Origin of the sequence: Lelliottia nimipressuralis (assembly GCF_004115925.1) — a bacterium.
Taxonomy (GTDB): domain Bacteria; phylum Pseudomonadota; class Gammaproteobacteria; order Enterobacterales; family Enterobacteriaceae; genus Enterobacter; species Enterobacter nimipressuralis.
The window spans coordinates 56925-77837 of sequence record NZ_SDDX01000015.1 but is presented as its reverse complement, the minus strand read 5'-3'; the positions used below and the strand labels follow the sequence as shown (position 1 = coordinate 77837).

The window sequence follows — 20913 nt, the reverse complement described above, 5'->3', positions numbered from 1 at the left end:
ATAATTAGCATGACTTTGCACAATCAGGTTGACGGCAATAGTGCAAAAGGTGCTGAAACGGTAAAGTTATTCTGTGACGAAGATCGATAATCCTGGGCCACTCGCCTTCAGGCCGTTGTTGTTATCACGCCTTGAACTTACAGTGTTCCAAAGATTTATTCTGACTTTAGCGGAGCAGTAGAAGAATGACAAAATATGCTTTAGTAGGCGATGTGGGCGGCACCAATGCCCGGCTGGCGCTATGCGATATTAATACCGGTGAAATCTCTCAGGCAAAGGCCTATTCAGGGCTGGATTATCCAAGCCTCGAAGCGGTAGTTCGCGTCTATCTGGATGAGCGTCAGGTCAGCGTCGAGGATGGCTGTATCGCCATTGCCTGCCCGATTACCGGTGACTGGGTGGCGATGACCAACCACACCTGGGCCTTTTCCATTGCCGAGATGAAAAAGAATCTCGGTTTCGCCCATCTGGAAATTATTAACGATTTTACGGCCGTTTCTATGGCGATCCCGATGCTCAAGCCTGAACATCTGATTCAGTTCGGCGGGGCCGAGCCGGTCGAAGGTAAGCCGATTGCCGTTTACGGTGCGGGTACCGGGCTGGGCGTTTCGCACCTGGTTCACGTCGATAAACGCTGGGTGAGCCTGCCGGGCGAGGGCGGTCACGTTGACTTTGCGCCAAACAGCGAAGAAGAGGGCATTATTCTGCAGGAGCTGCGCGCCGAGCTGGGGCACGTCTCCGCCGAACGTGTGCTCTCCGGTCCTGGGCTGGTTTATCTTTATCGTGCGATTGTGAAATCCGATGGGCGTTTGCCTGAAAACCTGCAGCCGAAAGATGTCACCGAGCGCGCGCTGGCCGATAGCTGCACCGACTGTCGTCGTGCGCTGTCGCTGTTCTGCGTGATCATGGGGCGCTTTGGCGGCAACCTGGCGCTGAATCTCGGCACCTTTGGCGGCGTCTATATCGCCGGTGGAATAGTGCCGCGCTTCCTCGAGTTTTTTAAAGCGTCTGGTTTCCGCGGCGGTTTTGAAGATAAAGGGCGTTTCAAAGCGTACGTGCAGGATATCCCCGTTTTCCTGATCGTGCATGACAACCCAGGCCTGCTGGGTTCTGGCGCGCATCTGCGTCAAACGCTGGGGCAGTATCTCTGATTACCTCTCGCCGCCCTCTTCTTTCTGGAGAGGGCGTCAAAAATGCATTAACTGCCTGAACTCTTTCACCTTACTGCGACTCACCGGCACCTGAAAATCCAGATCCTTCAGCCGTAAAATATAGGTATTGTTAAACCAGGGTTCGATTTCGCGGATCTTATTGAGATTGACGCAGAACGAGCGGTGACAGCGGAAAAAGTGCGAGGCGGGGAGTTTGGCGCAAAACTCGGTGATATTCATCGGCATGACAAATGAATCCCGGCGGGTATAAACGAACGTCATCTTTTCATGCGCTTCCGCATAATAAATATCATCCATCGGCGTGACGATAATCCGCTCATCCTTAATGAGATTCAGGGTGTCATTTTCGCGCGTGGCGGCGGGCACAGGGCTGACAGCCGGGCTGTTTTGCTGCTGCCAGGCCAGCTCCAGTTTTTGCAGCATGCTGACAATGCGCGACTCCTGATAGGGTTTCAGAATGTAGTCGAACGCTTCCAGCTCAAAGGCCTCAACGGCATGCTCTTTCCACGCGGTGACAAACACAATAAACGGCTTGTGGGCGAACTGATTGATATTTTGCGCCAGCAGCACGCCGTCCAGCGACGGGATATTGATGTCCAGAAAAATGGCGTCAACGCGGTTATGCTGCAAAAACTTCAGCACGTCCAGCCCATCCTCAAAGGTGCCCACGATCTCCATCTGGCTGTGTTCTTTGATCAGCCAGCTTAATTCCTGTTGGGCGAGGATCTCATCTTCCACAATGATGACTTTCATCGGTCACTCCGTTTAAGGCAACAACAGCGTCTGGGTATGAACGGGAAGCCGTTCATTAGGGACGTAAAAAGCGATTTCCGTGCCAGGCTCAAGGCGACGGATATGCAGCCCTTCGCCGTACAGTAATTTTACGCGGTGATGCACATTCAGCAGACCAATTTTATTGCCTGGCATTTCGTTCGATTCCACGCGCGCAATCACGTTGGGATCGATGCCGTGGCCGGTATCGCGCACCGCCACCCGCACGCGATTCCCGCACTCTTCCACGCTAATGGTCACCACACCTTTGCCTTTACACGGCTGGATGCCGTGAACGATGGCGTTCTCCACCAGCGGCTGGATCAGCAGGCTTGGGATCACGCAGTGCACCTCTTCATCGATATCGTATATAACCGTGAGCTTATCGCCAAAGCGCGCCTGCTCAATCGCGATGTAATCTTTAATCTGGTACAGCTCTTTTTTGATGTCGATCTGCTCATCGTCTTTCAGCTCGATGTTGTAGCGCAGATAGCGCGACAAATTGAAAATCAACTGACGGGCGGTGTCCGGATTCATGCGAATCGACGAAGAGATGGCGTTCAGGGCGTTAAACAGAAAATGGGGATTGATCTTACTTTGCAGCGCGCGCAGTTCTGCCTTATTTGCCATTTCCCGCAGCTGCTCAGCGCGCGACACCTCCAGTTGAGTGGAGATAATCTGCGACAGGCCAATCGCCATCTCCTGTAAGGAAGAGGTGATCTGGTGCGCGTGGCAGTAGTAAATTTTCAGCGTGCCGGTCACCACGCCTTTCTCCCACAGTGGAATAACCAGCATGGAGTGAATTTCAGGCGTCCGATGTGCCTCATCATTGTTTTTAATGATGATTTTACCGTTATTAAGCGCCTGGCGCGTGGTCGGGCTGATGGTATCGTCATTATCGCGGTAGTTATCTTCTCCCACGCCGACATAGGCCAGAACGTGATCGATATTGGTGATGGCGACCGCATCCGCGTGGATATCGCGGCGAATAATATCGCAGACCTGTCGCAGCGACTCCGCGTTGACATGGCGGAACAGCGGCAGCGTTTTGTTGGCAATATCGAGCGCCAGCTTTGCCTGACGTGCGGCGCTGGCCTCTTTTTCCCCCTCAACGCTCTGCACCAGCAGTACGATAAAGCCAATGCAGACGCTGCCGAGAATCATCGGAATGCCGATTTTGGAGACGATATCCAGCCCCAGCTCAACCGTGGGCGCCCAGGCCACCACGAGGATCATGGTGAGGGTTTCGCACAGCATCCCGGCGGCGATCCCCGCTCGCCAGTGCTGTTTTTTCGGGATTTTACGGTTGATCCAGCCGGACAACGCGCCTGCGATAATGCTGGTGATAAAGCAGGGGATTGCCGTGACGCCACCGATATCAATCAGATAGCGGTGCGTACCGGCAATAATGCCGGTGATAATTCCCACCCACGGGCCAAACAGAATGCCGCCCGACATGACGGCGATAATGCGCACGTTGACCAGCGAACCTTCCACCCGCACGCCGGACCAGGTGCTGAACAGGGCAAACAAAGAGAAGATTGCCGTGACGGCCAGCAGCTCTTTCGGTGAGTGAGCGGATTTGTGCAGAAGCTCGCGAAAGAGCCGGATGCGGATCAGGAAGAAGAGACAAATCAGCATTAATGCCGCGCGATCGAAGACCGCCAGCAGCATATTGAATATTTCGTGCACGAGTGAACCTGGGAAAACGGGAAAAATCTATGATAGGAAACCTTGCGCACAATGACCAGACATCCCTCTGATTTCTCAAATGGGGAAAAGCCCTCCATTTCAAAGGGGATTGTACTTTTTTGCCTGGATACGTCGCGGGTTAGCCATCAGAGGCAGACTGTTTGTAAATCCATTGATATCATTGGGTTAAAAAATGGTATCGCCAACGCGGTTTTGTCGAATCGACTTCCGCTTTTAGCCGAAACACCCTTCCTGTTTTAAGGGACGCATTATTTTTTCACTCCCCTCTCGACAGCCGGATTTGAATCAGGCTATTTTCTAAGCACGCCACATTCGTGGCAGCGTCGCTCGGACGGTCCGGGCGCTAACGTGAATCTGAGGAATCTATGGCTGAATTCAGTCCTGAACGCCGTTTTACGCGTATCGATCGTCTCCCCCCTTATGTTTTTAATATCACTGCTGAACTGAAAATGGCTGCGCGTCGGCGCGGCGAAGACATTATCGATTTCAGCATGGGTAACCCTGACGGGCCAACGCCGCCGCACATCGTTGAAAAACTGTGCACCGTGGCGCAGCGCCCGGATACACACGGCTATTCCACCTCTCGCGGGATTCCGCGTTTGCGTCGGGCAATCTCCCGCTGGTATCAGATCGCTATCATGTGGATATCGATCCTGAAAGCGAAGCCATCGTTACCATTGGTTCGAAAGAGGGGCTGGCGCACCTGATGCTGGCGACGCTCGATCACGGTGATACGGTGCTGGTGCCCAACCCGAGCTATCCAATCCATATTTATGGTGCAGTGATCGCAGGGGCACAGGTTCGCTCCGTGCCGCTGGTGGAGGGCGTCGACTTTTTCAACGAACTGGAACGCGCGATTCGTGAGAGCTACCCGAAACCGAAAATGATGATTCTCGGATTTCCGTCGAACCCAACGGCGCAGTGCGTCGAGCTGGAGTTCTTCGAGAAAGTGGTCGCGCTGGCGAAGCGCTATGATGTGCTGGTGGTGCACGATCTGGCGTACGCCGATATCGTTTTTGACGGCTGGAAAGCGCCTTCCATAATGCAGGTGCCAGGTGCGCGCGACGTGGCCGTTGAGTTCTTCACCCTGTCAAAAAGCTACAACATGGCAGGCTGGCGTATCGGCTTTATGGTTGGCAATAAAACGCTGGTCAACGCGCTGGCACGTATCAAAAGCTATCATGACTACGGCACCTTTACGCCGTTGCAGGTTGCGGCGATTGCTGCCCTGGAAGGCGATCAGCAGTGCGTGCATGACATCGCCGCGCAGTACAAACGCCGCCGCGATGTGCTGGTGAAAGGCCTGCACGAAGCGGGCTGGATGGTTGAGGTGCCGAAAGCCTCTATGTACGTCTGGGCCAAAATCCCCGAGCACTATGCAGCAATGGGGTCGCTGGAGTTTGCCAAAAAGATGCTGCAGGATGCCAAAGTCTGCGTCTCGCCGGGCATTGGTTTCGGTGACTATGGCGATACCCACGTTCGCTTCGCACTTATCGAAAACAGTGACCGCATTCGTCAGGCGGTGAGAGGCATTAAAAGCATGTTCCGCGCCGACGGGTTATTGCCGGTGGAAAAGAAGAGTTCGACTGAATCTGACTAGGCGGATTTTGCATAAAAAAACAGGAGCCAATGGCTCCTGTTTTTTTAACTGTATTTTCTTCGCTCAGATCATCAGGGCAAAGGTTCCGGCCCACACTAAAACAATCACCGAAATGCCCATAAAGAAATATTTCACGTTCATCGCTCCGCGCATCAATAGATACGCCATAAAAAAACAGAGTCCAACTGAGTATAGAGAGCTGAAATCAGACCAGACCGGAAATAAGAATTATCCCGCTACGTCGATGACACCAGCCCAGAATTCTGTGCGTTCCTATTGCCAGACGGCGCTAATGTACGCCTAAATATGGGGGGTGACAAGAGGCATTTTTTTGTATCATTTCCGTAACTTACGAGTGTCGTGGAACGGCGACAGTATAATTTCGCAGCGTAATAAAACAGGTTGAGCGAAGGCGAGAATGGAAAGTAACGGCGGGTGATTACAGGTGACTGAAAAGGTTAGTTTCTTAGGGAAACTAACCTGATAAAGAGACTAGATATAGAGGGAGGTTTCGCCGGCAGGGCGGGTCTTAAACCGGCGATGCACCCACAGATACTGCTCCGGCGCGCGCATGATTTCGCTTTCGATCACTTTATTAATGTACGTCGCGGCTTCGCGCTCATCCTGTGGGTAATTATGCAGCTCAGGAGAGATAAACAGACGATAGCCAGACTTATCGGCTTTTCTGACCATGGTCACCGTCAGCATCGGCGCACCAGAAAGACGCGAGATAACGAATGTCCCGTTTGTGGTGGCGACATCTTTCACCGCGAAGAACGGGGCGAAACTGCTGCCTTTACGCCCATAATCCTGATCGGGCGCGAACCATACCGCTTCCCCTTTCTTAAGGGCATTCACCAGCCCACGCAGGTTGTTGCGGCTGATCATCGCTTTGTTTGAGCGCATACGGCCACGCGTTTGTACCCATTCCATCAGTAAATTGTTGTGCGGGCGATAGGTCGCCATCATGGGTTGGCAAAGACCCATTACGCGGCCACCCAGTTCCAGCGACATAAAATGCACGCCGATCACCATGACGCCACGATTTTGCGCCTGAACCTGTTTCAGGTTTTCCAGCCCTTCAACGTCGAACCATTTACGCACGCGCTCGTCCGGCCAGAACCAGGCCATACCGGTTTCCAGCAGCGCCATTCCGATGGATTTGAAGTTTTCGGCGATCAGCTTCTCGCGCTGTTCGACACTGTAATCAGGAAAACAAAGCTCAAGGTTTCTGCGGGCAATAGACTCCCGACGCTTCAGAAAAACACGGGAAGCGCTGCCTAAACTTGAGCCAAGAATTTGTATAGCGGGGTAGGGCAATTGAACGAGCACCCAAAGCAGGCCAAGGCCAAACCATGTGAGCCAGTAACGTGGGTGTAAAAATGCACTTTCGAATTTGCATTGAGACAAAGTAGTGAACCTATGTGAAGCCAGAGAAGGTAGCGCAAACATTGCGTTACAACGTGCTGATTTAGACCGTAGTTTTGGATTATCGTTGCAGGCCTTACCCAACTTTACGGCGCTGCCAGACCACTTCCGGTACAAGGCGGGCTGCGTAGATTAGCACCCTTATACGCGCTTTTCTATGACTTGTTTTTACTGGAAAAAGGCCGAATCAGGAATCGTTTCAGTTAAGTGTATCTCATGGGGGAAAAGCCGTGGCGGTGGATATTTCATGGGTGGAGCGTGCATTGATCTGGGCAGGAAAGTGTCCCCTGCAGGAATCGAACCTGCAACTAGCCCTTAGGAGGGGCTCGTTATATCCATTTAACTAAGGGGACGAAGCGGCACGAGTATAGCCTCATTTACACAGGGCGTTAAGCGCGATACCGCCTGACTGCTTAAAGTGTCGCCATTTAGTCGATTTTTTTTGGATTCTCGTCCTTGTTTTGTCGGGCTTTTTCCTTTTCCTTCAGCTCGGCCTTACGCTTGTTGGACATGTCATTGCGGATTTGCGCATGGCTCAACAGGGCGAAAATAAAGGTCCCGCCACAAATATTTCCTGCCAGTGTCGGCAGCGCGAACGGCCAGAAGAAATCACTCCAGTGCTGGGTGCCGTTAAACACCAGATACAGCACCTCCACCGTACCAACGACGATATGGGTAGTGTCGCCCAGTGCGATAAGCCAGGTCATCAAGATGATTACCACGATTTTGGCCGCACCCGCAGAGGGGAACATCCAGACCATAGTGGCAATGATCCAGCCTGAGATAATGGCGTTGGCGAACATCTCAGCCGGGGTATTTTTCATCACGTCCATACCGATTTTAATGAATGCATCCCGGGTGGGTTCATCAAATATCGGCATATATTCGAACGCCCAGGCTGCCACGCCTGTTCCGATAATATTCCCCAGCAAGACCACGCCCCACAGGCGCATCAGAAGGCCGAAATTTCCCCACGTCGGTTTTTGCATCACCGGCAGCACCGCCGTCACGGTGTTTTCCGTGAACAGCTGCTGACGCGCCATAATGACGATAACAAAACCAAATGTGTAACCAAGGTTTTCAAGCAGGAATCCACCCGGAACTCCCTCCAGCTGCACGTGAAAGATCCCCTTTGCCAGCAGGGAGGCCCCCATCGATAACCCAGCGGCGATCGCTGACCAGAACAGCGCCATTGCATCGCGCTCAAGCTCTTTTTCACCGTCCTGACGGATATGCTCGTGGATAGCCATCGCCCGTGAGGGGAGATGGTCTTCATCGACTTCGATTTTGCCACCCCGCTGTTTTTCTTCACTTTCCACTTCCAGCTCATCAGTATGTTTATCAATTTTTTCTGCGTTTAGTTCATCCATCTGGGGCGTCTCGCTTCGTTGTCATTACCATAATCGTAGCGGTTTTCCGGATAATGCCCGTGGGGAAGCTCTTATTTTTCCGGCAATGGCAATAAAGGCGATACATCACCTTCAGACACAGGATAAAATTGCCGACGAAAAGAAATGATAAAGCAGGCTATGCTGAGATCAGAGTGATGGCAGATGGTTGCCTGTCACTGTGTGCGTGGACATCCCGAAACGTGCTGTTACAATCACTTGCACGACTATTCATAGAGCGCCAGGCGCTCTGTCGCGGATGGCAGTCAACGATAGCCATACTAACAGGGAGAAATATATGAAATTTCGGCTGTCGGCGCTTGCGCTGGGCACGACGTTGCTCGTGGGCTGTGCCAGCTCTGGAGAGCAAACGGGGCGCTCCGATCCTTTAGAAGGATTCAACCGATCCATGTATAGCTTTAACTACAACGTGCTGGACCCGTATTTGGTCCGCCCGGTTGCTGTGGCATGGCGTGATTACGTTCCGCAACCTGCTCGTAATGGTTTGAGCAATTTCACCAGTAACCTGGAAGAACCCGCTGTGATGGTGAACTTCTTCCTGCAGGGCGACCCGTATCAGGGGATGGTGCACTTCACTCGTTTCTTCCTGAACAGCTTGTTAGGGATGGGTGGCTTTATTGATGTGGCGGGAATGGCTAATCCGAAGCTGCAGCGTGAACAGCCGCACCGTTTTGGTAGCACGCTGGGCAGTTATGGCGTGGGCTATGGTCCGTATATGCATCTGCCATTCTACGGCAGCTTTACCGTTCGTGACGACGGTGGCGATATGGTCGATACCCTCTATCCGGTGCTCTCTTGGCTGACCTGGCCGCTGTCCATTGGTAAATGGACCGTGGAAGGGATTGAGACGCGCGCTCAGTTGCTGGATTCCGACGGCCTGCTGCGACAGTCTTCCGATCCGTACATTATGGTGCGTGAAGCCTACTTCCAGAATCACGACTTTATTGCCAACGGCGGTAAGCTGAGACCGGAAGACAATCCGAATGCCAAAGCTATCGAGAATGAACTTTCAGAGATAGATAAAGAATAAATAAAAAAAGGTGAGCAAATGCTCACCTTTTTTAATGCTGACGCGATTAGAACGCGTAGTTGAAGTTGGTACCGAACAGCCAGGCTTTACCTTCAGATTTAAAGGTGTACGCAGCAGGGCCTTCACCCTCGGTGAAGCTGACGTTCTGACCGTGCATATAAGAAGCACCCACATCGATAGACGCATCGTCGTTAAACGCATAAGTCATACCGGCACTCAGCCACAGACGGTCCTGATCCGGGATAGAAATGGAGCGTTTGTCCGCAGGAACCGGGCTGTCATCGAACGCGATACCGGTACGGAAGGTCCAGTTCTTATCGTAGTAGTAGGTCGTACCCAGCGCGATACGATAAGCATCTTTGAAGCTTTCATCTTTATAGAACAGCGTCTGGCCGTCGTTGCCGGTGGCTTTCAGCTCCTGGAACTGACTCCAGCTGGTGTAGGTCAGGCTGTAGTGGACAGCCCACTGCGGTGCCACGCGGTTATAACCAGACACTTCCCACATTTCTGGCAGGTTCAGCGTCAGCGCGCCGCTCTGGGTTCTGCCGCCGGTGCCCGCTGGCAGACCGGTCAGGCCCATGCTGGCAAAGATGTTGCTCAGGTTCGGGTCAATGGAGCTTTTATAGTCGCCGTCGAAGTCGATTTTCACTTCAGAACGGTAGGTCAGACCCCAGCGGTTATTTTTATCCAGCTCATAAAGGATACCGGCGTTCCAGCCGAAGCCCCACTCGTCGCCCTTAAGATATGCAATCTGGTCGTCCGGGGAGTTAATACCGTCCAGCATGGATGGAGGCACCATCCCCTGCAGCTGGCCTGCCAGCAGTGGACCGAGTGAACCCGCATAGCGCTCGATTTTGGCTTTCGCGTAAACCGCATCAAAGCCCACACCGAAGCTCCAGTTGCTGTCCAGACGATACGCGCCGCTCAGGTTGAGGTTGATGGTCTGCAGGTCAGTCTTACCGCCATAAATGCCGGCCGCGTAGCTGTCGTTAAACTCTGTTGCCAGACCATAGTTGGATGTGACGGATGCGCCCCAGCCAAATTGATCGTTGATTGGCATAACAAAGTGCATGTTAGGTACCCACGCGACGGGCGCGATGTTGTCCTGGTTAGCACTCTGTCCGGTTAAATTGGATTTCCCGGTAACGTTCACATCAGGATCAATATAAACGGCACCCATTGAGAAGGTCGGGCGATCAAACATAGTGATCAGCGCCGGGTTACGGCTCACGTTGCCTGCGTCATCGGCAATCGCACCTTCCCCAGAATATGCACGGCCAAGGCCAGAGGAAGAAAATTCGTTAAGCTGGAAGCCCGCTGACCAGGCGGAGGTTGATACGATTGCCACTGCGACTGCCAGCGCAGTCTTTTTGAACAGGGTTTTCTGGCTCATGACCATAACCTCATTGAGTTATTTTTATGCAATATATGTTACATAGAGTAACAGGAGCGCGAAGTGTAGGGTCTGCGGTAACACTTAGAAATCAGACCAGTGGCGAGAGTATAGGTCGGACCAGATGGGATGTTGCAAGTATGTTTCTGAAGTTTTTCAAAGATGTTTTTTGAAACGAGATCTCTGTGGCAAAAATGCGACCACCAGCACTCAGCAGAAAGGGTGATTTTTGCGTTAGATCATTTTTTAGTGTGATAACGGTCACTTATCCCCGTTTACGCCATTAACGGCTGGAGAGACCCACGGCCAGGGCGTAAAATATCAGCAACGTGTTTATCTCGCGCTGTGCGCGAATGCAGAGGAACTTGAGCTATGAGTAAATGCAGTGCTGATGAAACCCCGGTTTGCTGCTGTATGGATGTCGGTACCATTATGGATAACACCGATTGCACCGCGTCTTACAGCCGCGTATTTAGCAAACGTTCGGATGCAGAGGAAACCTTAGCCGCGCTCACCAAACGCGCGCGCGACGTGGAATCCGATCCCTGTGAAATCAAATCCACCTTCACGGAAGTGGACGGTGGCGTGAAGCTTGATATCGATTTCATCTTTGCGTGTGAAGCTGAAACCCTGATTTTCCAGCTCGGTCTGCGTTAATTTCTCCGTAAAGTTGCCGGGTGATTTTTGACTTACCCGACCTGCAGTTTCGTAGTCCGGGTTAGGCAAAGTCGCGGCCCGCAAAAAATACCTCAAATGCCCCTGTCACCCAGGGGCATTTTCTTTTCTTCTCTGTGTCTTAGCTCGCACTTTTTCGCTTCCCCGATTGGCTCTATGTAAAAAAATGGTTAAAACTGTTATCAGGTCAGACCACTTTGCGCTTATGTCATTTACAGGGGACTTTTATGAGTCAGGCACTACCGCTCGTCACCCGCCAGGGTGACCGCATTGCCATTGTCAGCGGATTACGTACTCCGTTTGCACGTCAGGCGACGGCATTTCACGGAATACCGGCTGTCGATCTGGGAAAAATGGTAGTGGGGGAGATGCTGGCTCGCAGCGAAATACCCCCAGAGGTCATCGAACAACTGGTTTTTGGCCAGGTCGTCCAGATGCCGGAAGCACCCAATATCGCCCGCGAAATCGTGCTTGGGACGGGAATGAACGTCCATACCGATGCCTACAGCGTCAGTCGCGCCTGTGCGACCAGCTTCCAGGCCGTCGCTAACGTAGCGGAAAGCCTGATGACCGGCACCATTTGCGCCGGTATTGCAGGCGGGGCCGACTCCTCTTCCGTTCTGCCGATTGGCGTCAGTAAAAAGCTGGCCCGTGTGCTGGTGGATGTCAATAAAGCCCGCACCATGGGGCAGCGTCTCAAACTATTCTCCCGCCTGCGTCTGCGCGATCTGGCGCCGGTGCCGCCAGCGGTCGCGGAATATTCTACCGGCCTGCGAATGGGCGATACCGCAGAGCAAATGGCGAAAACCTACGGCATCACCCGCGAACAGCAAGATGCCCTGGCGCATCGCTCGCATCAGCGTGCCGCGCTGGCGTGGTCCGAGGGAAAACTGGCGGATGAAGTGATGACGGCCTATATCCCGCCGTATCGCGAACCGCTCAGTGAAGATAACAATATCCGTGGCAGTTCGACGCTGGCTGATTATGCAAAATTACGTCCGGCGTTTGACCGCAAGCACGGCACCGTCACGGCGGCGAACAGTACGCCTTTGACCGATGGTGCGGCGGCAGTGATCCTGATGACCGAGTCGCGGGCAAAAGAGCTGGGGCTGGTGCCGCTGGGCTACCTGCGCAGCTACGCCTTTACCGCTATCGACGTCTGGCAGGATATGCTGCTGGGACCGGCCTGGTCCACGCCGCTGGCGCTTGAGCGCGCAGGATTAACGCTGTCTGATTTAACTCTTATCGATATGCACGAGGCTTTTGCCGCGCAGACGCTTGCCAACCTCCAGCTGCTGGCCAGCGAACGCTTTGCCCGCGATGTGCTGGGCCGCGCGCATGCCACGGGCGAAGTGGACGAGAGCAAATTTAACGTGCTGGGCGGATCTATCGCATACGGCCATCCGTTTGCTGCCACCGGCGCACGCATGATTACGCAAACGCTGCATGAGCTTCGCCGTCGCGGCGGAGGTTTTGGTCTGGTCACCGCCTGTGCGGCGGGTGGTCTGGGCGCGGCGATGGTTCTGGAGGCTGAATAATGGAAACCCCTTCCGCTTTTGACCTGAAGGTCCGGCTGGACAATATTGCCGTCGTCACCATCGATGTGCCGGGCGAAAAGATGAATACCCTGAAGGCCGAATTCGGCGTTCAGGTGCGCGCGATCCTCAGGCAAATCCGCGAAAACAAAGACATTCGCGGGCTGATTTTTATCTCAGCTAAACCCGATAACTTCATCGCTGGTGCAGATATCAACATGATCGCCCGCGCCAGCAGCGCGCAGGAAGCGGAAGAGCTGGCCCGACAGGGACAGCAGATCATGGCCGAGATCCACGCGTTGCCGATCCCGGTGATCGCAGCGATCCACGGTGCCTGCCTGGGCGGCGGCCTGGAGCTGGCGCTGGCGTGTCACAGCCGTATTTGTACGGATGATGCGAAAACCGTGCTCGGTCTGCCGGAAGTGCAGCTCGGTCTACTGCCGGGGTCCGGTGGCACCCAGCGTTTACCGCGTCTGATTGGCGTGAGTACCGCGCTGGAAATGATACTCACCGGTAAACAGCTTCGACCACGTCAGGCGCTGAAAGCCGGGCTGGTGGACGAGGTGGTTCCCCATTCCATTCTGCTGGACGCGGCCGTTGAGCTGGCGTTAAAAGGACGGCAGACGAGCCGTCATCTGCCGGTTCGCGAGCGTATTCTCGCCGGTCCGCTCGGGCGCGCGCTGCTGTTTAATGTGGTCGGTAAGAAAACGGAACAGAAAACCAAAGGCAACTACCCGGCGACCAAACGCATTCTCGAGGTGATTGAAACCGGCCTGGCACAAGGGAGCAGCAGCGGTTATGCGGCTGAGGCCAAAGCCTTTGGCGAACTGGCGATGACGCCCGAGTCGCAGGCACTGCGCAGCATCTTCTTTGCCAGTACCGACGTGAAAAAAGATCCCGGTAGCGAGGCGTCACCGGCGCCGCTGGCCTCTGTAGGCGTTTTGGGCGGGGGATTGATGGGCGGTGGCATTGCGTTTGTCACGGCAAGCAAAGGCAAATTGCCTGTACGAATCAAAGACATCAACGCAAAGGGCATTAATCACGCGCTGCAATACAGCTGGCAGCTCCTTGATCAAAAGGTTAAACGCCGCCATATCAAAGCCAGTGAACGCGACAGAGAGCTGGCGCTGATTTCAGGCACCACCGACTACAGCGGTTTTCACCATCGTGACCTGGTGATTGAAGCCGTATTTGAAGACCTGGCGCTGAAACAGCAGATGGTTGCCGACGTGGAACAGCACTGCGCGCCGCACACCATTTTTGCCTCTAATACGTCGTCGCTGCCGATTGGCGATATCGCCGCACGTGCCGCGCGACCGGAGCAGGTAATCGGTTTGCACTTCTTTAGTCCGGTGGAAAAAATGCCGCTGGTGGAGGTCATACCTCACGCTTCGACGAACGCTCAAACGGTGGCCACGGTGGTGAAGCTCGCCAAACGGCAGGGCAAAACACCGATTGTGGTGGCCGACAAGGCCGGTTTTTACGTCAACCGCATTCTCGCGCCTTATATTAATGAGGCGATGCGCCTGCTAACGGAAGGCGAGAAAATCGAACACATTGACAATGCGCTGGTCAAGTTTGGTTTTCCAGTTGGCCCAATCCAACTTTTGGATGAGGTTGGAATTGATACAGGCACTAAAATTATACCTGTGCTGGAAGCTGCTTATGGAGAACGGTTTAGCCCGCCTGCAAACATTGTTTCTACGATCTTGAATGACGATCGCAAAGGCAGAAAAAATGGACGGGGCTTCTATCTTTACGCAGTTAAAGGGCGTAAAAGCAAGAAACAGGTCGACCCCTCGGTCTATGGGCTTATTCATGCCAGCGGCCAGGGGAAGTTGTCCGCACAGCAATGCGCTGAGCGCTGCGTCATGATGATGCTCAACGAAGCGGCTCGTTGTTTTGACGAGCAGGTCGTTAAAAGTGCGCGAGACGGCGATATTGGTGCCGTGTTTGGTATCGGTTTTCCACCTTTCCTGGGTGGCCCGTTCCGCTATATGGATAGTCTTGGCGCGGGTGAAGTGGTGGCAATATTGCAGCGTCTGGCTTCGCTTTATGGTCCACGGTTTACGCCGTGTGAACAATTAATGCGCATGGCAGAAAATAACCTGCACTTTTGGCCAGCAGAGGAAACTGACCCCGTAACTTAAGGTCAAACAAGAGTATATCTGACGGTGAATGAACCTGTTTTGGCTATTTTGTAAACAGATATTGACTATACTTACGCCATTAAGGTAAAAAACAGCGTTTCATTCATCAGATGGATCAGGCACAATGCCCGGCCATCGGGTTTTCTACCTTTTTGATCTTTTCGCGGGTAGTGAACGCCGGTGATCCTGGTTAACAAAAGCGGTGCAATATGCAAGTTTTTATCATGCGTCACGGCGACGCGGCACTCGATGCTGCCAGTGACTCTGTTCGTCCTTTGACGACCTGTGGTTGTGACGAATCCCGTCAAATGGCGACCTGGCTCAAAGGCCAAAAAGTGGATATCGATCGTGTGCTGGTGAGTCCGTTCCTGCGGGCCGAACAGACGCTGGATGTGGTAGGGGAGTGTATGAACCTGCCGAAGAGCGTCGATGTTCTTCCTGAGCTTACTCCCTGCGGGGATGTGGGTCTCGTCAGCGCGTATCTTCAGGCGCTGTGCAATGAAGGTGTCTCTTCCGCACTGGTGATTTCCCATCTGCCGTTGGTCGGCTACCTGGTGTCTGAACTGTGCCCTGGCGAAACGCCTCCGATGTTCACCACCTCCGCAATTGCCAACGTCACCCTCGACGATGCGGGCAAAGGGGTATTCAACTGGCAAATGAGTCCGTGCAACCTGAAGATGGCAAAAGCTATCTGACGTGACGAATGATCTGGCGGGTAGCCTGTGCCACCCGCCTGCCTGTCAGGGCAGCTCCGGTGGCTGCCACTCTTCTACTTCAATCAATACCAGCAGCGCGGCATCTCCGCCGTACTCTTTTGGCGCCTGATGAAAAGCCATCACGTGTGGATGCTGAGCCAGCCACAACGGCGTTTGCTGTTTGAGAATATGCTTTCCGTGGCCGTGCATCACACAGGTGCAGAACACGTGCTCGCGACGACACGCGGCAATGAGCGCGCCCAGCTCCTGTTTCGCCTGCATTTGCGTCAGACCATGCAGATCGAGAAACAGCTCCGGCGAATAATCCCCGCGACGTAACTTTTTCAGCTCAAAATGGCTGACATCTTCCCGCACATATTTCACTGCCCCCTGCGTGTTCAGCAGCGGCTGAAATTCGTCTGAAAAATAGTGGCTGTTATCCGCCTGTTCCTGCAGCAGCCGTTTGACCGGCACTTCTGTCACTTTTTTGCGGATCGGGCGGTGGACAATGGTGTCCTGGGTGATTTTGCGCGTCCCGCTCATGAGCTGGCGAAAGAGCGTCTGATCCTCCTCGCTAAGCGGCATTTTCTTTTTCATTAGTCCGTCTCATCTCTTATTTCCCTTAGTTTACCTGAGGGAGGCGCAAGCAAAACGCATTTTTTCACCTCTCCCACGCCGTCCCGATGCTGATTTATCGCCGTCTTCATGGCAAACTAGCCGCCGAAAATTATGCAAGCATGCCCTGGAGAGAATAATGGATAAAATATTTGTCGATGAAGCAGTAAACGAACTGCATACCATTCAGGACATGTTGCGTTGGTCCGTCAGTCGTTTTAGCGCCGCCAACATCTGGTACGGCCACGGAACGGACAACCCGTGGGATGAGGCGGTTCAGCTGGTGCTGCCATCCCTGTATCTGCCGCTGGATATCCCTGAAGACATGCGCACCGCGCGTCTGACCTCCAGCGAAAAACACCGTATCGTTGAGCGCGTGATTCGCCGCGTCAACGAGCGTATCCCGGTCGCCTATCTCACCAATAAAGCCTGGTTCTGCGGTCACGAATTTTACGTTGATGAACGTGTGCTGGTGCCGCGCTCGCCGATTGGCGAACTGATCAACAACCACTTTGCAGGCCTGATCGACCACCAACCGCAGCACATTCTGGATATGTGTACGGGCAGCGGCTGTATCGCGATTGCCTGCGCCTATGCCTTCCCGGAAGCGGAAGTGGATGCGGTTGATATCTCCGCCGACGCGCTGGCCGTTACCGAACACAACATCGAAGAGCACGGTTTGATTCACCACGTGACGCCGATTCGCTCCGACCTGTTCCGCGACCTGCCAAAACTGCAATACGATCTGATTGTCACCAATCCGCCGTACGTGGATGCAGAAGACATGTCCGATCTGCCGAACGAATATCGCCACGAGCCGGAACTCGGTCTGGCCTCAGGTTCTGACGGCCTGAAACTGACGCGCCGCATTCTGGCCTGCGCGCCGGATTATCTGACTGACGACGGCATTCTGATTTGTGAAGTCGGTAACAGCATGGTACATCTGATGGAGCAGTACCCGGACGTGCCATTCACCTGGCTTGAATTCGACAACGGTGGTGAAGGCGTCTTCATGCTGACCAAAGCGCAGCTCATCGCCGCGCGTGAACACTTCAGCATTTACAAAGATTAATCCAACGGGCTTCGGCCCGTTTCACATTGCTCAAACACAGAACAACGACAACGGAGCCGTGATGGCAGGAAACAGTATTGGACAATTATTCCGTGTAACGACTTTCGGCGAATCACACGGTCTGGCGCTGGGTTGCATCGTCGACGGCGTGCCACCTGGTATCGAACTGACCGAAGCGGATTTACAGCACGATCTCGATCGCCGCCGTCCGGGCACTTCGCGCTACACCACGCAGCGTCGCGAGCCGGATCAGGTCAAAATTCTCTCCGGTGTCTTTGAAGGCCGCACTACCGGCACCAGCATTGGTCTGTTGATTGAAAATACCGATCAGCGCTCGCAGGACTACGGCGCCATCAAAGATGTTTTCCGCCCCGGTCATGCCGATTACACCTACGAACAAAAATACGGTTTTCGCGACTATCGCGGCGGCGGACGCTCATCGGCGCGTGAAACAGCCATGCGCGTGGCGGCGGGCGCTATCGCTAAAAAATATCTGGCGCAAAAATTTGGCATCGTTATTCGCGGCTGCCTGACCCAGATGGGTGACATTCCGCTGGCGATCAAAGACTGGGATCTGGTTGAACAGAACCCGTTCTTCTGCGCGGATGCCGACAAAATTGACGCACTGGACGAACTGATGCGCGGCCTGAAAAAAGAGGGCGACTCCATCGGCGCGAAAGTGACCGTCGTGGCTGACGGCGTTCCGCCGGGCCTGGGCGAGCCGGTCTTCGATCGTCTGGATGCAGATATCGCCCACGCGATGATGAGCATCAATGCGGTGAAAGGCGTGGAAATTGGCGATGGTTTTGACGTGGTGGCGCTGCGCGGCAGCCAGAACCGCGACGAAATCACGAAAGAGGGTTTCCAGAGCAATCATGCGGGCGGCATTCTGGGCGGCATCAGCAGTGGTCAGCAGATTGTGGCCAACATCGCGCTGAAACCGACCTCCAGCATTACCGTACCGGGGCGCACCATTAACCGCTTCGGCGAAGAAGTTGAGATGATCACCAAAGGGCGTCACGATCCTTGTGTGGGTATCCGTGCGGTGCCGATCGCTGAAGCGATGCTGGCCATTGTGCTAATGGATCATTTCCTGCGCCAGCGTGCGCAGAATGCGGACGTGACGACCACCATTCCACGCTGGTAAACATGAAAAAAACCGCTATTGCTCTGTTGGCTCTGCTTGCCAGCGGAGCCAGTCTGGCAGCCACGCCGTGGCAAAAAATTACCCACCCGATCGCGGGCAGCGCCCAGTCGATTGGCGCGTTTGCTAACGGCTGCATCGTTGGCGCGCAGGATCTGCCGCTGCAATCCGACACCTATCAGGTGATGCGCACCGACCAGCGTCGCTACTTTGGTCATCCGGATCTGGTGCTGTTTATCCAGCGTCTGGGCAATCAGGTGCATAACCTGGGGCTGGGGACGATGTTAATCGGCGATATGGGGATGCCAGCGGGCGGTCGCTTCAATGGCGGGCACGCCAGCCATCAGTCGGGTCTGGATGTGGATATTTTTCTGCAACTGCCGAAAACCCGCTGGAGTTCGGCGCAGCTGCTTAAACCTCAGGCATTGGATCTCGTCGCCCGTGACGGCAAAAGCGTGGTGCCGTCTCTGTGGTCGCCAGATGTCTCCAGCATGATTAAGCTGGCGGCAAAAGATAACGATGTGACGCGTATCTTCGTCAACCCTGCGATCAAGCAGCAGCTCTGTCTGGACGCCGGAACGGATCGTGACTGGCTGCGTAAAGTGCGCCCGTGGTTCCAGCATCGCGCGCATATGCACGTGCGTCTGCGCTGCCCGGCCAACAGCCTCGAATGTGAAGATCAGCCGTTACCGCCGCCGGGAGATGGCTGCGGGGCAGAACTCCAGAGCTGGTTTGAGCCAGCAAAACCTGGAACCACCAAGCCTGAGAAGAAGACACCGCCTCCGTTGCCGCCTTCCTGCCAGGCGCTACTGGATGAGCATGTACTTTAATGGATAATTTCGTCGATCTGTTTATGGTGTCACCGCTGCTGCTGGCGGTGCTGTTTTTTGTTGCGATGCTGGCGGGATTTATCGATGCGCTGGCGGGTGGAGGCGGCCTGCTGACTGTGCCTGCGCTGCTGGCGGCGGGCATGAGCCCGGCCCAGGCGCTGGCGACCAATAAGCTGCAGGCTTGCGGCGGCTCGCTCTCTGCCTCCATCTACTTTATTCGCCGTAAAGTGGTCAGTCTTGCCGACCAAAAGCTCAATATTCTGATGACCTTTATCGGCTCCACCAGCGGCGCGCTGCTGGTGCAGCACGTGCAATCGGATATTTTGCGCCAGATTTTGCCAATCCTCGTGATCTGCATTGGTCTCTACTTTTTGCTGATGCCAAAATTAGGGGAAGAGGATCGTCAGCGCCGTCTGCACGGTCTGCCGTTTGCCCTGATTGCGGGCGGCTGCGTCGGTTTTTACGATGGCTTCTTCGGGCCGGGTGCCGGTTCTTTTTATGCCCTGGCGTTTGTGACGCTGGCCGGTTTTAACCTCGCCAAATCCACCGCCCACGCAAAAGTGCTCAACGCCACCTCAAACCTGGGCGGTCTGCTGCTGTTTATCATTGGCGGGAAAGTGATTTGGGCGACCGGCTTTGTGATGATGGTCGGACAGTTTTTAGGCGCGCGCGTCGGCTCGCGTCTGGTATTGAGCAAAGGGCAAAAACTGATTCGTCCGATGATTGTGATTGTGTCGGCGGTGATGAGTGCCAAACTTCTTTATGACAGCCACGGACAGGAGATCCTCCACTGGTTGGGGATGAACTCATGAACAGTACGCATAAATACGAACAGCTGATTGAGATTTTCGACAGCTGTTTTGCGGATGATTTTAATACCCGTCTGATTAAAGGCGACGACGAACCGATCTATCTTCCTGCTGATGCAGATGTGCCATACAACCGAATCGTGTTTGCCCACGGGTTTTATGCCAGCGGTCTGCACGAGATTTCCCACTGGTGTATTGCCGGGAAAGCGCGCCGCGAACTGGTCGATTTCGGTTACTGGTACTGCCCGGACGGGCGAGATGCCACGACGCAAGGGCAGTTTGAAGATGTGGAAGTCAAACCGCAGGCTTTTGACTGGCTGTTTTGCGTGGCGGCAGGTTTTCCGTTCAACGTCAGCTGCGACAATCTCGAAGGCGATTGCGAGCCGGATCGTATTACCTTCCAGCGCCGCGTTCACGCGCAGGTGATGGAATATCTTGAGAAAGGCATCCCGGAGCGACCGGCGCGTTTTATCAAGGCACTACAGAATTATTACCACACGCCGGCAATAACGGCGGAATGCTTCCCGTGGCCGGAAGATCTCAACTGAGGAAAAAAGATGATCGCAGAATTTGAATCACGCATCCTGGCGTTAATTGATGACATGGTGGAACACGCCAGTGACGATGAACTGTTTGCCAGCGGTTATCTGCGTGGTCACCTGACGCTTGCTGTTGCCGAGCTGGAAGCGGGCGACGATCACTCACCTGAAGCGGTCCACGCTGAAGTGAGCCGTGGTCTTGAAAAAGCCATTCAGGCGGGCGAGCTTTCTCCACGCGACCAGTCACTGGTGCTGGGGATGTGGGACAATCTGTTCCAGCAGGCTAATCTGAAGTAGTGGCTTTTTGCCCGGTAGCGCTGCGCTTACCGGGCC

Annotated in this window: 19 protein-coding genes, 1 tRNA gene and 1 pseudogene; 13 read left to right on the top strand and 8 right to left on the bottom strand. The window is 54.2% G+C overall.

What is annotated here, in order from left to right; translation table 11 throughout:
- Nucleotides 1-185 precede the first annotated feature (185 nt).
- The gene (glk, locus tag ETG88_RS13070; RefSeq protein ID WP_123427158.1) at nt 186-1151 is read left to right on the top strand and encodes a glucokinase; all 966 of its coding nucleotides are present in this window, start codon (nt 186-188) and stop codon (nt 1149-1151) included.
- 36 nt (nt 1152-1187) lie between these two features.
- Here the strand turns inward: glk and ETG88_RS13065 are convergent, their stop codons facing one another.
- Both ETG88_RS13065 and ETG88_RS13060 read right to left on the bottom strand, forming a co-directional pair.
- Complete coding sequence (locus tag ETG88_RS13065) at nt 1188-1925, bottom strand: LytR/AlgR family response regulator transcription factor (RefSeq protein ID WP_129035541.1); 738 nt, start codon at nt 1923-1925, stop codon at nt 1188-1190.
- Between the two features lie 12 nt (nt 1926-1937).
- On the bottom strand, nt 1938-3635 hold the full coding sequence (locus ETG88_RS13060; RefSeq protein ID WP_102104932.1) for a sensor histidine kinase: 1698 nt from the start codon (nt 3633-3635) through the stop codon (nt 1938-1940).
- 386 nt (nt 3636-4021) lie between these two features.
- Here ETG88_RS13060 and alaC point away from each other — a divergent pair.
- Nucleotides 4022-5256 (top strand): annotated as a pseudogene (alaC, locus tag ETG88_RS13055) (alanine transaminase).
- Between the two features lie 63 nt (nt 5257-5319).
- Here alaC and ypdK read toward each other — a convergent pair.
- The 4 genes from ypdK to ETG88_RS13035 all read right to left on the bottom strand — a co-directional run bounded on the left by ypdK (nt 5320) and on the right by ETG88_RS13035 (nt 8054).
- The gene (gene ypdK, locus ETG88_RS13050) at nt 5320-5391 is read right to left on the bottom strand and encodes a membrane protein YpdK (RefSeq protein WP_099458937.1); all 72 of its coding nucleotides are present in this window, start codon (nt 5389-5391) and stop codon (nt 5320-5322) included.
- Between the two features lie 357 nt (nt 5392-5748).
- Complete coding sequence (lpxP, locus tag ETG88_RS13045; RefSeq protein WP_129035540.1) at nt 5749-6708, bottom strand: kdo(2)-lipid IV(A) palmitoleoyltransferase; 960 nt, start codon at nt 6706-6708, stop codon at nt 5749-5751.
- 257 nt (nt 6709-6965) lie between these two features.
- Nucleotides 6966-7037, bottom strand: a tRNA-Arg gene (locus ETG88_RS13040).
- A gap of 75 nt (nt 7038-7112) precedes the next feature.
- Nucleotides 7113-8054 (bottom strand): formate/nitrite transporter family protein, encoded by a 942-nt coding sequence (locus ETG88_RS13035; protein ID WP_100779401.1) that lies wholly within the window; start codon nt 8052-8054, stop codon nt 7113-7115.
- A 316-nt stretch (nt 8055-8370) separates the two neighbouring features.
- On the opposite strand from ETG88_RS13035, the gene mlaA reads away from it, so the two are divergent.
- On the top strand, nt 8371-9123 hold the full coding sequence (mlaA, locus tag ETG88_RS13030; RefSeq protein ID WP_129035539.1) for a phospholipid-binding lipoprotein MlaA: 753 nt from the start codon (nt 8371-8373) through the stop codon (nt 9121-9123).
- 46 nt (nt 9124-9169) lie between these two features.
- Here mlaA and fadL read toward each other — a convergent pair whose 3' ends face one another.
- A complete protein-coding gene (fadL, locus tag ETG88_RS13025; RefSeq protein WP_100779403.1) occupies nt 9170-10516 on the bottom strand; it encodes a long-chain fatty acid transporter FadL in 1347 nt (448 codons plus the stop codon).
- Between the two features lie 372 nt (nt 10517-10888).
- Here fadL and ETG88_RS13020 point away from each other — a divergent pair, with 372 nt between their 5' ends.
- The 4 genes from ETG88_RS13020 (at nt 10889) to sixA (ending at nt 15571) form a co-directional block, all read left to right on the top strand.
- Nucleotides 10889-11173, top strand: coding sequence for a YfcZ/YiiS family protein (locus ETG88_RS13020; protein ID WP_100779404.1), 285 nt, complete (start codon nt 10889-10891; stop codon nt 11171-11173).
- Between the two features lie 245 nt (nt 11174-11418).
- Nucleotides 11419-12729 (top strand): acetyl-CoA C-acyltransferase FadI, encoded by a 1311-nt coding sequence (gene fadI, locus ETG88_RS13015; RefSeq protein WP_129035538.1) that lies wholly within the window; start codon nt 11419-11421, stop codon nt 12727-12729.
- Nucleotides 12729-14876 carry a fatty acid oxidation complex subunit alpha FadJ gene (gene fadJ / locus ETG88_RS13010; RefSeq protein WP_129035537.1) on the top strand — a complete coding sequence of 716 codons (2148 nt, stop codon included), beginning with the start codon at nt 12729-12731 and terminating at the stop codon, nt 14874-14876. Before fadI ends, fadJ begins: the two co-directional genes overlap by 1 nt.
- A 209-nt stretch (nt 14877-15085) precedes the next feature.
- Nucleotides 15086-15571, top strand: coding sequence for a phosphohistidine phosphatase SixA (gene sixA / locus ETG88_RS13005; RefSeq protein WP_100779407.1), 486 nt, complete (start codon nt 15086-15088; stop codon nt 15569-15571).
- A gap of 45 nt (nt 15572-15616) precedes the next feature.
- On the opposite strand, the gene smrB is transcribed toward sixA, so the two are convergent.
- Nucleotides 15617-16168 carry an endonuclease SmrB gene (gene smrB / locus ETG88_RS13000; RefSeq protein WP_095282796.1) on the bottom strand — a complete coding sequence of 184 codons (552 nt, stop codon included), beginning with the start codon at nt 16166-16168 and terminating at the stop codon, nt 15617-15619.
- 157 nt (nt 16169-16325) lie between these two features.
- Between smrB and prmB the strand changes: the two genes are divergently transcribed.
- From prmB to ETG88_RS12970, 6 genes are all read left to right on the top strand, one after another.
- Nucleotides 16326-17258 (top strand): 50S ribosomal protein L3 N(5)-glutamine methyltransferase, encoded by a 933-nt coding sequence (gene prmB, locus ETG88_RS12995; RefSeq protein ID WP_102104928.1) that lies wholly within the window; start codon nt 16326-16328, stop codon nt 17256-17258.
- A gap of 61 nt (nt 17259-17319) precedes the next feature.
- Entirely contained in the window at nt 17320-18405 is a 1086-nt protein-coding gene (gene aroC, locus ETG88_RS12990; RefSeq protein ID WP_102104927.1) for a chorismate synthase, read from the top strand.
- A 2-nt stretch (nt 18406-18407) separates the two neighbouring features.
- Entirely contained in the window at nt 18408-19232 is an 825-nt protein-coding gene (mepA, locus tag ETG88_RS12985) for a penicillin-insensitive murein endopeptidase (protein ID WP_100779410.1), read from the top strand.
- Entirely contained in the window at nt 19232-20044 is an 813-nt protein-coding gene (locus ETG88_RS12980) for a sulfite exporter TauE/SafE family protein (protein ID WP_129035536.1), read from the top strand. Before mepA ends, ETG88_RS12980 begins: the two co-directional genes overlap by 1 nt.
- A complete protein-coding gene (locus ETG88_RS12975; protein WP_102104925.1) occupies nt 20041-20589 on the top strand; it encodes an elongation factor P hydroxylase in 549 nt (182 codons plus the stop codon). Before ETG88_RS12980 ends, ETG88_RS12975 begins: the two co-directional genes overlap by 4 nt.
- A 9-nt stretch (nt 20590-20598) precedes the next feature.
- Nucleotides 20599-20877, top strand: a complete 279-nt coding sequence (locus ETG88_RS12970; protein ID WP_100779413.1) for a YfcL family protein — start codon at nt 20599-20601, stop codon at nt 20875-20877.
- Nucleotides 20878-20913: the final 36 nt, after the last annotated feature.

Coding starts and splice junctions, on each gene's coding strand:
- glk (WP_123427158.1), top strand. CDS start 186: ATGACAAAATATGCTTTAGTAGGCGATGTGGGCGGCACCAATGCCCGG.
- ETG88_RS13065 (WP_129035541.1), bottom strand. CDS start 1,925: ATGAAAGTCATCATTGTGGAAGATGAGATCCTCGCCCAACAGGAATTA.
- lpxP (WP_129035540.1), bottom strand. CDS start 6,708: ATGTTTGCGCTACCTTCTCTGGCTTCACATAGGTTCACTACTTTGTCT.
- ETG88_RS13035 (WP_100779401.1), bottom strand. CDS start 8,054: ATGGATGAACTAAACGCAGAAAAAATTGATAAACATACTGATGAGCTG.
- mlaA (WP_129035539.1), top strand. CDS start 8,371: ATGAAATTTCGGCTGTCGGCGCTTGCGCTGGGCACGACGTTGCTCGTG.
- fadL (WP_100779403.1), bottom strand. CDS start 10,516: ATGAGCCAGAAAACCCTGTTCAAAAAGACTGCGCTGGCAGTCGCAGTG.
- ETG88_RS13020 (WP_100779404.1), top strand. CDS start 10,889: ATGAGTAAATGCAGTGCTGATGAAACCCCGGTTTGCTGCTGTATGGAT.
- fadI (WP_129035538.1), top strand. CDS start 11,419: ATGAGTCAGGCACTACCGCTCGTCACCCGCCAGGGTGACCGCATTGCC.
- fadJ (WP_129035537.1), top strand. CDS start 12,729: ATGGAAACCCCTTCCGCTTTTGACCTGAAGGTCCGGCTGGACAATATT.
- sixA (WP_100779407.1), top strand. CDS start 15,086: ATGCAAGTTTTTATCATGCGTCACGGCGACGCGGCACTCGATGCTGCC.
- smrB (WP_095282796.1), bottom strand. CDS start 16,168: ATGAAAAAGAAAATGCCGCTTAGCGAGGAGGATCAGACGCTCTTTCGC.
- prmB (WP_102104928.1), top strand. CDS start 16,326: ATGGATAAAATATTTGTCGATGAAGCAGTAAACGAACTGCATACCATT.
- aroC (WP_102104927.1), top strand. CDS start 17,320: ATGGCAGGAAACAGTATTGGACAATTATTCCGTGTAACGACTTTCGGC.
- mepA (WP_100779410.1), top strand. CDS start 18,408: ATGAAAAAAACCGCTATTGCTCTGTTGGCTCTGCTTGCCAGCGGAGCC.
- ETG88_RS12980 (WP_129035536.1), top strand. CDS start 19,232: ATGGATAATTTCGTCGATCTGTTTATGGTGTCACCGCTGCTGCTGGCG.
- ETG88_RS12975 (WP_102104925.1), top strand. CDS start 20,041: ATGAACAGTACGCATAAATACGAACAGCTGATTGAGATTTTCGACAGC.
- ETG88_RS12970 (WP_100779413.1), top strand. CDS start 20,599: ATGATCGCAGAATTTGAATCACGCATCCTGGCGTTAATTGATGACATG.